The following is a 15000-nucleotide window of genomic DNA, read 5'->3' on the forward strand; positions in this document are numbered from 1 at the left end:
TGGTGTACCAGTTGTTCTGCCAAGGGCATAGCTGGGTAGCTATGTGCGGAAGGGATAAGTGCTGAAAGCATCTAAGCATGAAGCCCCCCTCAAGATGAGATTTCCCATAGCGTAAGCTAGTAAGATCCCTGAAAGATGATCAGGTTGATAGGTTCGAGGTGGAAGCATGGTGACATGTGGAGCTGACGAATACTAATAGATCGAGGACTTAACCATATAATATGTAGCAATGTTATCTAGTTTTGAAGGAATATGCCTTCATAGTTTGGTGATGATGGCAGAGAGGTCACACCCGTTCCCATACCGAACACGGAAGTTAAGCTCTCTAGCGCCGATGGTAGTTGGGACCTTGTCCCTGTGAGAGTAGGACGTCGCCAAGCAACTTTAAGACGAGTCAGAATGACTCGTCTTTTTTGTATGCTTTCATACCTCTATCAATTGCATTTTTAACTCCTTCTAAATAAGAAAATCCATATTTTTTATCTGGCTCTAAGTAAGTTCCTTCCGCCCACTCATTCCATGCGTTAATAAATAAAAACTCGCTGTTATAAAAAGAGTAAGTACGATGAATTTGCTTGCTTAAATATATGGTGAACTTTTCAGGGGTAGAACCTACAAAGATGCTGCTATTTGCGTTTTTACGTCGTGCAGTATTATCCCAATCAACAAAAGCCCCAGGAAATGTTTTTTTCTTTGGGAGCGATCGTTGTAATATATACATCCATACTTTATCGTAGTCCCAAACATTCAATTGCATATCAGAATCATATATGATCTTATTTATGTCTGAAGAGCTATCATGGGCAATTGTATAGAAAGGTTCAAACTGAATGCTAGCATCGAATCCATTTATATTAGGTAGTGGAAAACTGTTTAATGTTTCAGCAAAGTATATGCCTTTTAAACCATTTTCTCGCGCTAATGTATTCCAGTAATTAAGCATTTTTTCACAATCAGGAATATGTCCTGGACGATAAATAATGAATAGAGGTTTATCATCTATATAAATATATCTCTCATCTTGGAAAGCCTGTAATAAATAATCAAAGTGTTCCTTCCAATCAGATATATCTCCGTAATCTTGAGGCATTAATATATGTTTATCGAGACCATCCCAAGATTTTGTCCATGGTTCATTTGCCCAAGAAAGACAAAAAGGGAAGTCAGGTTCCTTCATCTTTAGTACCTCATTGAAGGGGGTTTCTAATAGTCTTTTTCCCTTAAACCAATAATGATAATAACAAAAACCATATATACCGTATGCTTTAGCGATTTCTGCTTGCCACTTTCTTACGGAGGGGCTAGTTAAGTCATAATAAAAATCTTGATAAGGTTCCCTCGGTTGATAATGTCCTGAAAATAAAGGTCGTGCACTTTTAGTATTTGTCCATTCAGTAAATCCTTTCCCCCACCATCGATCATTTTCTTTAATTTGATGGAATTGTGGTAAGTAAAAAGCGATTATTTTCAAAGTATATCCCCCTCATGTTTTTCGTAGTTCAATTGTTGGGAAGTTATTCTTGATTTGGTGGAGTAATTTTAAAACAAGAGATATGTTAGCTGTTTACTGTTTTTTTTATGGTATGTATTGAATTTGCTTTTACAGCTTACTTAATAAGAGAGTATTAGGTAATTTGATATATAGCTGAAATAGAAAGTGCTTTTCGTCATGAAATTAAGTGTATTACGTTGAATAAAAGGAATTAAATTTTTTGAAGGACAAAGAGGGCTTGTGGTAATCGATTTACATCATCAAAAAAGTCTTGTAGCTTTAAATATTTCTCATAATGATTTTCAATATAAGTCCTAGGTATAACGGTTTCTCCGTAAAAACTACTATTTCTAACATCCCCTGCACCAGTAGCGCTATGGACAAATTTTCCGTTTTCATAATCCGAGATAGCGCGATGTATATCTGGAAAAGCTTGAGATAAAGTTTTATGCCATCCTGTTTGAATTAATTCAGGATGTTCGTGGAATTGTTGACAAAAATCAAGAAAATAGCGCGCTTGTGTTGTTGCGATGAAAATTCCACCAGGGCGAAGAACTCTTGAAAATTCTTTTATCCAATTTTCAGCAGTTTCTTCGGATAAATGTGAGAATACAGAATAAGCGAATATGATATCTAATGAATTGTCACTAATAAATTCTACAGGGGGATGTGGACTTGCTGTTTTATATATCCCTCTTCCTAGTGTTTCATTACAAAGTGTGATCATCGCAGGATCCACATCAATGCCAAGTAAATTTTGATCAGAGGCATCTTTAAATAAGAAGCGTATAATTCTTCCCCATCCGCAGCCGAAGTCTAAAACTTTACTTTCTTTATTCACGGGAACACCTAAATTCTGGGCGTATTGTTTTATATAGCTATAAAACAAATATGCTTCATAAAGAGCATGTTCATAGGAAGCGCCTACAAATTGTTTTTGAATTTCTTCAGGAGGAAACCTAGGTACGGGAACCCCATTTATCGTTGTTTGGGAACAACTTTGTATAAATAAATTTAGAAGTTCAACATCAGATAGTGAATTAACAAGATTATCAAAATCACTTCCTAACTTAAAGTTATGCATTTGTCAAACCTCCGAATTATATAGTGATTAAACCTTATTTTCTTGCTTTTTACTAATAAAAACATGTAAAAATTCAGCATCTAACCCGAGTGATCTATCCTTTTGTAAATAAACAATGGTATACATATTTGTGTGTGTATAAATATATTCAATCATATCCTGCCCCCAATCGAACGTTACTAAAGACCCATTCTCATCAATAGGGTTTCCGTGATAAATGGGCTCTTCAATATATTCAATCACCTCTTTATTCAATCTTGCTCTTTGCACAGTTTTTGTGAGTGTATGATACCAAGGGACAGTAAATACATGAGCGCCGCCAGGTTTTAATACTCGTTCTATTTCTTTAAAGGCTTTGTTTGGTGTCATTACATGCTCAAAAACGTCTTGAGTAATGAATAAATCAAAAGATTCATTTTCAAAAGTCATGTCTTCTAAGTTCTCACATCTAATTCCTTGAAAGTATTGGCCAAGAGGATAGTTTTTAAAGTACTGAGAATATGTATAGTTTTTACAGTTTTTTAATAGTAGCTGAGTTGTAATTCCTCCAGGAGAGGATTCGTGGATACTATAGGAATCCCATTTTGGAAAAAATGTGTGTAAAGTATGGATTAAAGCTCGCTGCCTTGGGATAGAGTTACATGTAGAACATAAATAATGATCTCTAAGCCAATCATTATGCTCTATAAATGTAGCTTTCTTTTCGCAAATAACGCAGTACCCATTATTCTGTTTCAAATTGATTTCCACACGACATCACTCCTATGTTACATGCAATCTATTTATGGAAAGTATGATACACGTCAACAATCGGCGAAATCAAAGGGAATAGGTGAAAGTTAGGTATCTCTTAAAATAGCGATTAGGAAAAGGGAATAATCAGTTGAAGAGAACCCGACTCGAATTAAAGTTTCACTTTATGCTATGCGATGCATTAGCTTTTATTCATAGAAAAATGTATAGACTTAAAGTATCCCTCTCGTGTACGGGTACATTTCAAAGTCCTGTGCATATATTTCTGTAACTAAATCCATAGTTTCTTTATCATAAAAGCTTTCGTATGTTGGAAATCGTGGGAAGGCTTCATCTGTAATGCTAAGTTCTGCATAGCTCCCTGCATAAATCATCTTGTGGGCGCGATGATGATCTGAATTTGTAAGAAGTGCTAAATTAGATTTTATCAAATCGTACGTGTGTTCTAGTTTGGTGATTTGTGCATTAAAATCTTCTAAAGGAATATAACATTGGATGAAGTTTTCTTCACCGGGGACGTATTGTTGGCTAAAATGTATATCTATTGCTAGGGAATTGGAACCAAATGCCTGAACGTAATATAAAAATTGTTTAAATGATATTCCTTGATTACTATATTTATCATTATAAAAATAATGACGGATACTTTCCCATTGGGGGCTAGCGTATGGATTGTCAGCAAGTAATAGAAATGAGCTGACAGCCCTTGTATAGGGATTTCGCACAAGTTTACAAACATCCTTTTTACCTTCTAGAAGACCATTCTGTAACTCTGGTATGTAATTTATATTGTTCTTATACACCCAGAACTCATAGTAATGAATAAAGTCATTGTATTTCTTTGCTTCAGTAAATAATCCAATTTGAAAAAAGAACCAATTAGCTAATGCGGTGCATCCGCTTCTGTGACTCCAAAATAGTATAAGGGGAAAGTCTTTATGGTAATGCGGAATTCGGTCTTTATGTAGAATTACATGATTTAAAAGCTCTTGATTTATATTTTTCATGAGTTTCGCACTCCTTTTTTTGAGAACCTTGTGTATGTAGAAGTTTTTTTATGGGTTAAACAAGTGAGGATTGTTTATTAAATATATTCATGGGGATGAGTAAATATTATGAGTGTTTTTGCAGTCAATCTGAATAAGGAAGTTATTCCGAAATGAAAATAGAAAATAAAGATAATGAAAATTTATAACAAACATACAATGATAAGAAGATGAATAATCGAAATGATCCAGTTTATTTGTTTATATTTTTAGGTTTGACGATGAGAAAAATTTATTACTAGAGAGATGATATTATGAGGAAGAATAATTATTTAATAGTAGGTGGAAATAGTTTCATTGGTATCAACCTCGCATTGGGTTTATTGAAACAGGGGCAAAATGTAAAAGTATTTTCCAGACATATAAATAATTTTCCTCAAAATATTATAAGTGAAGTTGAATTTATTAAAGGTGATTTAGAAAATGTTGAGGATATATATAAGGCTTTAGTGAATATAGATATTATTATTTATTTAGCTGCGACGTCTAACGTAGCAACTTCAATTGAAGATGTTTTCGGCGATATTAATAGCAGTTTATTTTTTCTTAATTTCATGGAAAGTGTTAAAGATTTTCGTATTAAAAAAATTATATTAGCTTCTTCGGGAGGCACAGTTTATGGTGAACCTGAATATTTGCCTATTGATGAGAAACATCCATTAAGACCACTTTCCCCGTATGGAATAACAAAAGTTTCGCTCGAGAATTATTTGTATTTTTATAAGAGAAAATATGGAATAGATTATGTTGTATGTAGATATTCTAATCCGTATGGAAAATATCAAAACCCCTTAAAAAAAGTTGGGGCGATAAATTGTTTTTTGTATCAGCATCTCAGTAATGAAAGGATTAATATATATGGGAATCCAGAGGAGGTTATTAGAGATTATATTTATATCGATGATTTAGTTGAAATTACTATACAACTAGCACAATTAAATCAATTGAAATCTTGCGTATATAACATAGGGAGTGGCAAAGGTCTTTCTTTAAAACGAATTATTGTGGAACTAGAGAAAATAACAGAAAGAAAAGTGGATTTTATCTGTTATAAACAAAAACAAGAGAACGTCCAAAGAATCATTTTAAATATTGATAAGATAAAACAAGAATTGAATTGGGAACCTAAAATAGATTTTAAAAATGGGATTAGATTAAATAAGCTATGGATTGAAGAGTTCTTATATAGTAAAAAATAATAAACCACACTCTACTTGTATTTAAGCAGAGCGTGGTTTATTATTTTACTTCTTTTTCTATTACCCAAAGGTCTTGATGTTCCCACCAAAATCCTTCAGTATACTTTTTGATGATTGGGTTATAGGGCAATAATTTAATTTTGTCACATACGTAAGAGGGGCTAACTATCGTTTGTCCGTACTGATTAACATCTAAATCGACTTGTTCACTAGAAGAGAGAAACCAATAGCCCTGTTCGTTTAAATTTGGAAACCCGAAATATTTTTTACTTTGATAGCCATGGGTTGTGAAAATGAATAAACCACCAGGTGAAACAGCGTTATACAATGTTTGAAGCCAACGAAACCAAGTTGTATCAGGCATATGAGAAAAAAAGGATAGACAAAAAACAATATCGTACGTAGAGGAGTCTAATTTTAACTGTTCGGGCTCAGGATGAGATAATATAGAAGGATTATTTAATTTGTTTTCAATAAAGGAAATGGCCTCTTCGTGTATATCGCAAGCGGTTATACTCAAATTCGCTTGTAGATTTAATAAATGACGTGTTACGCAGCCGTATCCAGATGCAAACTCTAACAATTTGATTGGATTGCCTGTAGGAGGATAAAGGGAAGTGATTAAGTCTAAGAGTATTTGTGCTGAGTTTTGCCCGTCTTTAAAATAGTAATCTATCGCTTCTTTTTTTGATGGGAAAACGGGATTAGTGACAATGAACTGAAAGATATGATCCTCAGGATGGATACTTGCATTTACATTGTAGCTGTGTGCGATTTGAGAAATTAAATCTTTATGTTCCTCTATAAAGTCTTTCAAAGAGTATTCCCCCTTAAATAATAATATCGCCTTACAAGAGATATTGATGGTAGAGAAAGCATACGTTTAAATCTTTAAATATGCTTTAAGATACTTTCTATATGTATACATTTTCATTTTAGAAATGTCATCGATAGTAAAGCTTTCTTTAATGAAATTTTGCATTTGCACAACTTCATTGTAATGGGAATATGAATCTTCTGTTCTTGTTACGCTATTTAAATGTCGTCTATGATAGTTTAGGGGGGCTGGATTGAAGTAAATATCTCCCTCTGTAAGAAGAGAAACATAGAAGAACCAGTCACCAGCTATTTTGAACTTTTCTAGCTGTTTTTCTGTTTTCTTCATATCTATATTTTTAAAAACTACACTCGAGACATTAGGTATAGTGTTTTTGATAAGTAAAGTATCTTGTATTTCATCGACGCCTTTTCGAAAATAGGGGGCTTTCCATTTTTCTTCATCGATATCATTTGTGTAATTTAAATAATGATTAGCCAATACATTTCCTTGTTCGTCTATTTGTTTTGATTGTGTGTAGCTTAAGGCAATATTGTTATTTATATAAAACCCCTGCATCACCTCTTGTAAAAATGTCTTATCGCATAAGTCATCGGCCTCTGCAATCCAAATATAATCACCAGTTGCTGCAGTGACGCCTTTTATCCATTGTTTAAATACAGAACCAGAGTTTGTATCATTAATAACCTGTTGAACCTTCAGATGGATCTTATTTTCTTTTGAGAGCAGTTCTTTAAATGTTGATACGCTATGATCAGTGGAGGCATCGTCTAAGAAAATTAGTTCGTAAAGAGGGTAGGTTTGGTTTAATATTGATTCGATTCGATCAGGTAAGTATTTTTCATAATTATAGTTTGGTATGATTACGCTTATCTTTTTGTAATTATGTTCGAGAAGATCTAGTAATTGATAAATGTAAGTAAGAAAATTGAAGTTTTTTTCGATAAGTTCTTGGCCAAAGCTTCCCTTTTGTAATCGTAATCCCTCATCATGAATAAATTCATATATTTTTTCTAGCATTTTGGGTAAATTTAAAAAGTCTACTAAGGCACCAGTTTTTTCTGTAACAACATCCTCAAAACCTCCAGCATTTTTAAACCCTATAACAGGAAGTTTTGCATCTAATGCTTCTAAAACAACATTTGGAAAAGGATCTTCCCTTGAAGTTAATAAGTATAAGTCAGCTCCGGCGTTATATAATCCGATATCGGGAGTAGGATCGACTACTGTGAAATGTGCTTTATATTTAGGGGGCAGTGTATTCAGGAATTGAACGTCTGTTCTCCCTACCCAAATAAAATGAATATCCTTGTGAGTCTTTCTTACTGAGTAAGAGATAAGTGAGAATAGATCTATTCCTTTTCGATAATCTGCGAAGCCTACACCCAAGATGATTTTGCTATCTAGAGGCAGGTTAAGCTTCTTACGTAACTCATTTCTAGCTTTTGCAATATTGTTCTTATAAGGATTGTGGTTAAACAAACCTTGAGGGAGAATGTGACATTTTTGAGGATCCAATTCAGTGATTGTACGAAATTTTTCATGTACGTATTGTGAAGGGAAAACAACTTTGTAAGCAAATTCAGCGATGTTTTTAGCTTTCCCTTCAGCAGAGTACTGTTGTATTAAATGCGGTAATTCATGTATTAATGAAACAACTTTTATATTGTGTCTAGCTAGTAATGCGACGATATCGCCACTTATGACAGTGCTACATATGGCGAGGGTAAAATCCTGTGATAATAAATCTTTTATTAATAATTCGACCTTTTCTTTTGTTTGATAATCTTGCTCGAGACAATAAACAGGACCGTGCTTTTGGAAATCGGGAATTAAAATACCGGATCCAATAGAAATAATTGCAACAGAGTAATCAAAGTTTTCTTTAAGAGCCTTAATAGTATGTAAAGAAAGTAGCTGTGCTCCGTGGAAATGGGCATCATGGGATACATAAATTATCTTTTTATTAACATGCATTTCATAACGCCTCCTAAGTTTATTAGATTTCTTTTCCTTTTTGTTGATTAAAGGTAAAGAAGAGAAATGTTTTATATATAATCCCCTAGAGATGAGCAGAAGGGGGACGTACTAAAAGAAAAAATATTATCCTTAATATATATTTACTTGGTCTCACATTCATTCTTTAGAAAAGTATTAGTATTAAGTTAGAGGGTGTAGTCTGCAGATTGTTAGTTTGAATACATATGTTTAAGAAGTTCTAAGGATGTGTTAGAAATTAAGAGAGCAAAGCTTTTATAATTTATAAAATAAAAAAGATAAAAAGTATTGACGATTGATCTACAGGGGTGTAATATAGGAAAAGTCGCCGATGACATTAACATTGAAAGCGACAAACGAAATGAAAAACTTAGTTGACATTACAAAATAGAAATGTTAACATAAGGAAGTCGCAAATGAGCGACCAAGTAGTTCTTTGAAAACTGAACGAAACAAACAACGTGAAACGTCAATTTTTATTTTTAGATGCTAGACAAACTAACTTTATTGGAGAGTTTGATCCTGGCTCAGGATGAACGCTGGCGGCGTGCCTAATACATGCAAGTCGAGCGAATGGATTGAGAGCTTGCTCTCAAGAAGTTAGCGGCGGACGGGTGAGTAACACGTGGGTAACCTGCCCATAAGACTGGGATAACTCCGGGAAACCGGGGCTAATACCGGATAACATTTTGAACCGCATGGTTCGAAATTGAAAGGCGGCTTCGGCTGTCACTTATGGATGGACCCGCGTCGCATTAGCTAGTTGGTGAGGTAACGGCTCACCAAGGCAACGATGCGTAGCCGACCTGAGAGGGTGATCGGCCACACTGGGACTGAGACACGGCCCAGACTCCTACGGGAGGCAGCAGTAGGGAATCTTCCGCAATGGACGAAAGTCTGACGGAGCAACGCCGCGTGAGTGATGAAGGCTTTCGGGTCGTAAAACTCTGTTGTTAGGGAAGAACAAGTGCTAGTTGAATAAGCTGGCACCTTGACGGTACCTAACCAGAAAGCCACGGCTAACTACGTGCCAGCAGCCGCGGTAATACGTAGGTGGCAAGCGTTATCCGGAATTATTGGGCGTAAAGCGCGCGCAGGTGGTTTCTTAAGTCTGATGTGAAAGCCCACGGCTCAACCGTGGAGGGTCATTGGAAACTGGGAGACTTGAGTGCAGAAGAGGAAAGTGGAATTCCATGTGTAGCGGTGAAATGCGTAGAGATATGGAGGAACACCAGTGGCGAAGGCGACTTTCTGGTCTGTAACTGACACTGAGGCGCGAAAGCGTGGGGAGCAAACAGGATTAGATACCCTGGTAGTCCACGCCGTAAACGATGAGTGCTAAGTGTTAGAGGGTTTCCGCCCTTTAGTGCTGAAGTTAACGCATTAAGCACTCCGCCTGGGGAGTACGGCCGCAAGGCTGAAACTCAAAGGAATTGACGGGGGCCCGCACAAGCGGTGGAGCATGTGGTTTAATTCGAAGCAACGCGAAGAACCTTACCAGGTCTTGACATCCTCTGAAAACCCTAGAGATAGGGCTTCTCCTTCGGGAGCAGAGTGACAGGTGGTGCATGGTTGTCGTCAGCTCGTGTCGTGAGATGTTGGGTTAAGTCCCGCAACGAGCGCAACCCTTGATCTTAGTTGCCATCATTAAGTTGGGCACTCTAAGGTGACTGCCGGTGACAAACCGGAGGAAGGTGGGGATGACGTCAAATCATCATGCCCCTTATGACCTGGGCTACACACGTGCTACAATGGACGGTACAAAGAGCTGCAAGACCGCGAGGTGGAGCTAATCTCATAAAACCGTTCTCAGTTCGGATTGTAGGCTGCAACTCGCCTACATGAAGCTGGAATCGCTAGTAATCGCGGATCAGCATGCCGCGGTGAATACGTTCCCGGGCCTTGTACACACCGCCCGTCACACCACGAGAGTTTGTAACACCCGAAGTCGGTGGGGTAACCTTTTTGGAGCCAGCCGCCTAAGGTGGGACAGATGATTGGGGTGAAGTCGTAACAAGGTAGCCGTATCGGAAGGTGCGGCTGGATCACCTCCTTTCTATGGAGAATTGATGAACGCTGTTCATCAATATAAGTTTCCGTGTTTCGTTTTGTTCAGTTTTGAGAGAACTATCTCTCATATATAAATGTATGTTCTTTGAAAACTAGATAACAGTGTAGCTCATATTTTTTAATTTTTAGTTTGGTTAAGTTAGAAAGGGCGCACGGTGGATGCCTTGACACTAGGAGTCGATGAAGGACGGGACTAACGCCGATATGCTTCGGGGAGCTGTAAGTAAGCTTTGATCCGAAGATTTCCGAATGGGGAAACCCACTATACGTAATGGTATGGTATCCTTACCTGAATACATAGGGTATGGAAGACAGACCCAGGGAACTGAAACATCTAAGTACCTGGAGGAAGAGAAAGCAAATGCGATTTCCTGAGTAGCGGCGAGCGAAACGGAACATAGCCCAAACCAAGAGGCTTGCCTCTTGGGGTTGTAGGACATTCTATACGGAGTTACAAAGGAACGAGGTAGACGAAGCGACCTGGAAAGGTCCGTCGTAGAGGGTAACAACCCCGTAGTCGAAACTTCGTTCTCTCTTGAATGTATCCTGAGTACGGCGGAACACGTGAAATTCCGTCGGAATCTGGGAGGACCATCTCCCAAGGCTAAATACTCCCTAGTGATCGATAGTGAACCAGTACCGTGAGGGAAAGGTGAAAAGCACCCCGGAAGGGGAGTGAAAGAGATCCTGAAACCGTGTGCCTACAAATAGTCAGAGCCCGTTAATGGGTGATGGCGTGCCTTTTGTAGAATGAACCGGCGAGTTACGATCCCGTGCAAGGTTAAGCTGAAGAGGCGGAGCCGCAGCGAAAGCGAGTCTGAATAGGGCGTTTAGTACGTGGTCGTAGACCCGAAACCAGGTGATCTACCCATGTCCAGGGTGAAGTTCAGGTAACACTGAATGGAGGCCCGAACCCACGCACGTTGAAAAGTGCGGGGATGAGGTGTGGGTAGCGGAGAAATTCCAATCGAACCTGGAGATAGCTGGTTCTCCCCGAAATAGCTTTAGGGCTAGCCTTAAGTGTAAGAGTCTTGGAGGTAGAGCACTGATTGAACTAGGGGTCCTCATCGGATTACCGAATTCAGTCAAACTCCGAATGCCAATGACTTATCCTTAGGAGTCAGACTGCGAGTGATAAGATCCGTAGTCAAGAGGGAAACAGCCCAGATCGCCAGCTAAGGTCCCAAAGTGTGTATTAAGTGGAAAAGGATGTGGAGTTGCTTAGACAACTAGGATGTTGGCTTAGAAGCAGCCACCATTTAAAGAGTGCGTAATAGCTCACTAGTCGAGTGACTCTGCGCCGAAAATGTACCGGGGCTAAATACACCACCGAAGCTGCGAATTGATACCAATGGTATCAGTGGTAGGGGAGCGTTCTAAGTGCAGTGAAGTCAGACCGGAAGGACTGGTGGAGCGCTTAGAAGTGAGAATGCCGGTATGAGTAGCGAAAGACGGGTGAGAATCCCGTCCACCGAATGCCTAAGGTTTCCTGAGGAAGGCTCGTCCGCTCAGGGTTAGTCAGGACCTAAGCCGAGGCCGACAGGCGTAGGCGATGGACAACAGGTTGATATTCCTGTACCACCTCTTTATCGTTTGAGCAATGGAGGGACGCAGAAGGATAGAAGAAGCGTGCGATTGGTTGTGCACGTCCAAGCAGTTAGGCTGATAAGTAGGCAAATCCGCTTATCGTGAAGGCTGAGCTGTGATGGGGAAGCTCCTTATGGAGCGAAGTCTTTGATTCCCCGCTGCCAAGAAAAGCTTCTAGCGAGATAAAAGGTGCCTGTACCGCAAACCGACACAGGTAGGCGAGGAGAGAATCCTAAGGTGTGCGAGAGAACTCTGGTTAAGGAACTCGGCAAAATGACCCCGTAACTTCGGGAGAAGGGGTGCTTTCTTAACGGAAAGCCGCAGTGAATAGGCCCAAGCGACTGTTTAGCAAAAACACAGCTCTCTGCGAAGCCGTAAGGCGAAGTATAGGGGGTGACACCTGCCCGGTGCTGGAAGGTTAAGGAGAGGGGTTAGCGTAAGCGAAGCTCTGAACTGAAGCCCCAGTAAACGGCGGCCGTAACTATAACGGTCCTAAGGTAGCGAAATTCCTTGTCGGGTAAGTTCCGACCCGCACGAAAGGTGTAACGATTTGGGCACTGTCTCAACCAGAGACTCGGTGAAATTATAGTACCTGTGAAGATGCAGGTTACCCGCGACAGGACGGAAAGACCCCGTGGAGCTTTACTGTAGCCTGATATTGAATTTTGGTACAGTTTGTACAGGATAGGCGGGAGCCATTGAAACCGGAGCGCTAGCTTCGGTGGAGGCGCTGGTGGGATACCGCCCTGACTGTATTGAAATTCTAACCTACGGGTCTTATCGACCCGGGAGACAGTGTCAGGTGGGCAGTTTGACTGGGGCGGTCGCCTCCTAAAGTGTAACGGAGGCGCCCAAAGGTTCCCTCAGAATGGTTGGAAATCATTCGTAGAGTGCAAAGGCATAAGGGAGCTTGACTGCGAGACCTACAAGTCGAGCAGGGACGAAAGTCGGGCTTAGTGATCCGGTGGTTCCGCATGGAAGGGCCATCGCTCAACGGATAAAAGCTACCCCGGGGATAACAGGCTTATCTCCCCCAAGAGTCCACATCGACGGGGAGGTTTGGCACCTCGATGTCGGCTCATCGCATCCTGGGGCTGTAGTCGGTCCCAAGGGTTGGGCTGTTCGCCCATTAAAGCGGTACGCGAGCTGGGTTCAGAACGTCGTGAGACAGTTCGGTCCCTATCCGTCGTGGGCGTAGGAAATTTGAGAGGAGCTGTCCTTAGTACGAGAGGACCGGGATGGACGCACCGCTGGTGTACCAGTTGTTCTGCCAAGGGCATAGCTGGGTAGCTATGTGCGGAAGGGATAAGTGCTGAAAGCATCTAAGCATGAAGCCCCCCTCAAGATGAGATTTCCCATAGCGTAAGCTAGTAAGATCCCTGAAAGATGATCAGGTTGATAGGTTCGAGGTGGAAGCATGGTGACATGTGGAGCTGACGAATACTAATAGATCGAGGACTTAACCATATAATATGTAGCAATGTTATCTAGTTTTGAAGGAATATGCCTTCATAGTTTGGTGATGATGGCAGAGAGGTCACACCCGTTCCCATACCGAACACGGAAGTTAAGCTCTCTAGCGCCGATGGTAGTTGGGACCTTGTCCCTGTGAGAGTAGGACGTCGCCAAGCAAAAACCTAAGTCGTTTCGACTTAGGTTTTTTTGTGTTTATTTTTATTACTTAAAATATAAAGGTAAGAATTACCTTTTATAAGGGTATAGTCGAGATATAAAAGAATGTTTGTGATCTTATATAAAAAGGTTATGCGAAAAGTAGCAATCTAGCTCTTTTTGCATAACCTTTTGTGTTTTTAAAGGATTTTACATAAGAAAAAATCTATAATTAAGGTAGTTAACATATATTTTTGATGGGTGTGGGGGATTATGAAAGAAATATGCATGTTATTAGTGGCTGTTATATTATGGGGGACAGCTATTGCGCCAACAAAATGGGCGTTAGAATCTATTCAGCCGTTTACTTTGTTGTTTATTCGTCTTTTCTTTGCAGGTGGAATTTGTATGCTATTTTCATTTAAGCAACTACAAAAATCAGTTGTACATAAAAAAGTTCCATGGAAAAGAATGAGTTTGTTAGCTTTTACCGGTGTAGCTGGGTATTTTATGTTCACATCGTACGGTATTTCTTTAACAAGTGGATTACATGTTAGTATCATAGATGCTGCATTACCATTAGTTACAATTCTTTTTTCAGCAATCTTCTTGAAAGAGAAAATTCGATTGAATTATTGGATAGGAATTATATTGGGTGCTATAGGAGTACTCTTTATTACGATTCCATCTAAAAGTGCTGATCAAGAAGTGTCTTTAATAGGAGATATACTGATATTATTAAGTACTTTTCTATTTGCTTTCTACACGGTTTTGCTAAAACGACCAAAACAAGAACAGTATTTATCAAACGAGGTTTTTACAACATTAACTTTAATTATCGGAGCTGTTATTCTATTACCATTTGCACTGGTAGAAATTCTTTATTACGGTTTACCGAAGATTGAAACTTGGAAAACGGGACTTAGTGTAATATACCTTGTTATTGGAGCAACAATTTTAGCGTATTGGTTGTGGAATAAAGCGCTAGAGAGAGTTTCAGCATCAGTAAGCGGATTATATTTAAATGCATTACCATTAATAAGTATTGTTACTTCAATTATTCTATTAAATGAATCTCTGACATGGAGAGTAATAATGGGAGCAAGTTTAGTTTTAATCGGAGTAGGATGGGCGGATAAGCAAAAGTTATGTAATCTATTAAAAGGTAATAAGGTGAAGAATAGAGACTGTTAAACAGTATGATTTATATAATTGACATGTAAAAAAGATACCTTATATATGAGGTATCTTTTTTATTTAGCAAAGATAATAAACTAAAATTAGTATGGATATTCTTTGCTGTATTTATATGTGTCGAAATC

Annotated in this window: 9 protein-coding genes and 5 rRNA genes (2 of these 14 cut by a window edge); 7 read left to right on the forward strand and 7 right to left on the reverse strand. The window is 38.9% G+C overall.

The genetic code is table 11. From position 1 onward, the window contains the following. Together MHH27_RS01590 and rrf (MHH27_RS01595) are read left to right on the forward strand one after the other, a co-directional pair. Positions 1 to 216 (forward strand): 23S ribosomal RNA (locus tag MHH27_RS01590) (it extends 2706 nt beyond the left edge of the window). A gap of 48 nt (positions 217 to 264) precedes the next feature. Beyond that, positions 265 to 380 (forward strand): 5S ribosomal RNA (gene rrf, locus MHH27_RS01595). Positions 381 to 394: 14 nt separating this feature from the next. Here the strand turns inward: rrf (MHH27_RS01595) and MHH27_RS01600 are convergent. The 4 genes from MHH27_RS01600 to MHH27_RS01615 all read right to left on the reverse strand — a co-directional run bounded on the left by MHH27_RS01600 (position 395) and on the right by MHH27_RS01615 (position 4336). After that, positions 395 to 1471 (reverse strand): glycosyltransferase WbsX family protein, encoded by a 1077-nt coding sequence (locus MHH27_RS01600; protein WP_340941430.1) that lies wholly within the window; start codon positions 1469 to 1471, stop codon positions 395 to 397. 232 nt (positions 1472 to 1703) lie between these two features. Continuing rightward, positions 1704 to 2576 carry a class I SAM-dependent methyltransferase gene (locus MHH27_RS01605; RefSeq protein WP_000551407.1) on the reverse strand — a complete coding sequence of 291 codons (873 nt, stop codon included), beginning with the start codon at positions 2574 to 2576 and terminating at the stop codon, positions 1704 to 1706. Positions 2577 to 2603: 27 nt separating this feature from the next. Beyond that, positions 2604 to 3326: a class I SAM-dependent methyltransferase gene (locus tag MHH27_RS01610; protein WP_000405128.1), complete on the reverse strand. Its 723-nt coding sequence runs from the start codon at positions 3324 to 3326 to the stop codon at positions 2604 to 2606. Positions 3327 to 3541: 215 nt separating this feature from the next. After that, positions 3542 to 4336, reverse strand: a complete 795-nt coding sequence (locus MHH27_RS01615) for a sulfotransferase family 2 domain-containing protein (protein WP_000790050.1) — start codon at positions 4334 to 4336, stop codon at positions 3542 to 3544. A gap of 293 nt (positions 4337 to 4629) precedes the next feature. On the opposite strand from MHH27_RS01615, the gene MHH27_RS01620 reads away from it, so the two are divergent. Beyond that, the gene (locus tag MHH27_RS01620; protein WP_098236262.1) at positions 4630 to 5574 is read left to right on the forward strand and encodes an NAD-dependent epimerase/dehydratase family protein; all 945 of its coding nucleotides are present in this window, start codon (positions 4630 to 4632) and stop codon (positions 5572 to 5574) included. A gap of 40 nt (positions 5575 to 5614) precedes the next feature. On the opposite strand, the gene MHH27_RS01625 is transcribed toward MHH27_RS01620, so the two are convergent. Together MHH27_RS01625 and MHH27_RS01630 are read right to left on the reverse strand one after the other, a co-directional pair. Further along, a complete protein-coding gene (locus MHH27_RS01625) occupies positions 5615 to 6391 on the reverse strand; it encodes a class I SAM-dependent methyltransferase (RefSeq protein ID WP_340941433.1) in 777 nt (258 codons plus the stop codon). A gap of 66 nt (positions 6392 to 6457) precedes the next feature. Next, positions 6458 to 8389 (reverse strand): glycosyltransferase, encoded by a 1932-nt coding sequence (locus tag MHH27_RS01630; RefSeq protein ID WP_098251543.1) that lies wholly within the window; start codon positions 8387 to 8389, stop codon positions 6458 to 6460. A gap of 525 nt (positions 8390 to 8914) precedes the next feature. Between MHH27_RS01630 and MHH27_RS01635 the strand changes: the two genes are divergently transcribed. The 4 genes from MHH27_RS01635 to MHH27_RS01650 all read left to right on the forward strand — a co-directional run bounded on the left by MHH27_RS01635 (position 8915) and on the right by MHH27_RS01650 (position 14872). After that, a 16S ribosomal RNA gene (locus MHH27_RS01635) occupies positions 8915 to 10466 on the forward strand. Between the two features lie 146 nt (positions 10467 to 10612). Then, positions 10613 to 13534 (forward strand): 23S ribosomal RNA (locus MHH27_RS01640). 48 nt (positions 13535 to 13582) lie between these two features. Beyond that, positions 13583 to 13698, forward strand: a 5S ribosomal RNA gene (gene rrf / locus MHH27_RS01645). The 16S, 23S and 5S rRNA genes sit together here, the layout of an rRNA operon. A gap of 253 nt (positions 13699 to 13951) precedes the next feature. Next, the gene (locus MHH27_RS01650) at positions 13952 to 14872 is read left to right on the forward strand and encodes a DMT family transporter (RefSeq protein ID WP_000658283.1); all 921 of its coding nucleotides are present in this window, start codon (positions 13952 to 13954) and stop codon (positions 14870 to 14872) included. A gap of 86 nt (positions 14873 to 14958) precedes the next feature. Here the strand turns inward: MHH27_RS01650 and MHH27_RS01655 are convergent, their stop codons facing one another. Continuing rightward, positions 14959 to 15000, reverse strand: the 3' end of a protein-coding gene (locus MHH27_RS01655; RefSeq protein ID WP_000460203.1) for a sulfotransferase family 2 domain-containing protein. Its footprint extends 750 nt past the window's final position; the window shows 42 of its 792 coding nt (coding positions 751-792); its start codon lies off the right edge, out of view; the stop codon is at positions 14959 to 14961.

The organism is Bacillus sp. FSL L8-0152 (assembly GCF_038006365.1).
GTDB classification, from domain to species: Bacteria; Bacillota; Bacilli; order Bacillales; family Bacillaceae_G; genus Bacillus_A; species Bacillus_A cereus.

Excerpts from the sequence above, each read along its gene's own strand:
- MHH27_RS01605 (WP_000551407.1), bottom strand. The coding sequence starts at position 2,576 with ATGCATAACTTTAAGTTAGGAAGTGATTTTGATAATCTTGTTAATTCA.
- MHH27_RS01615 (WP_000790050.1), bottom strand. The coding sequence starts at position 4,336 with ATGAAAAATATAAATCAAGAGCTTTTAAATCATGTAATTCTACATAAA.
- MHH27_RS01620 (WP_098236262.1), top strand. The coding sequence starts at position 4,630 with ATGAGGAAGAATAATTATTTAATAGTAGGTGGAAATAGTTTCATTGGT.
- MHH27_RS01630 (WP_098251543.1), bottom strand. The coding sequence starts at position 8,389 with ATGCATGTTAATAAAAAGATAATTTATGTATCCCATGATGCCCATTTC.
- MHH27_RS01650 (WP_000658283.1), top strand. The coding sequence starts at position 13,952 with ATGAAAGAAATATGCATGTTATTAGTGGCTGTTATATTATGGGGGACA.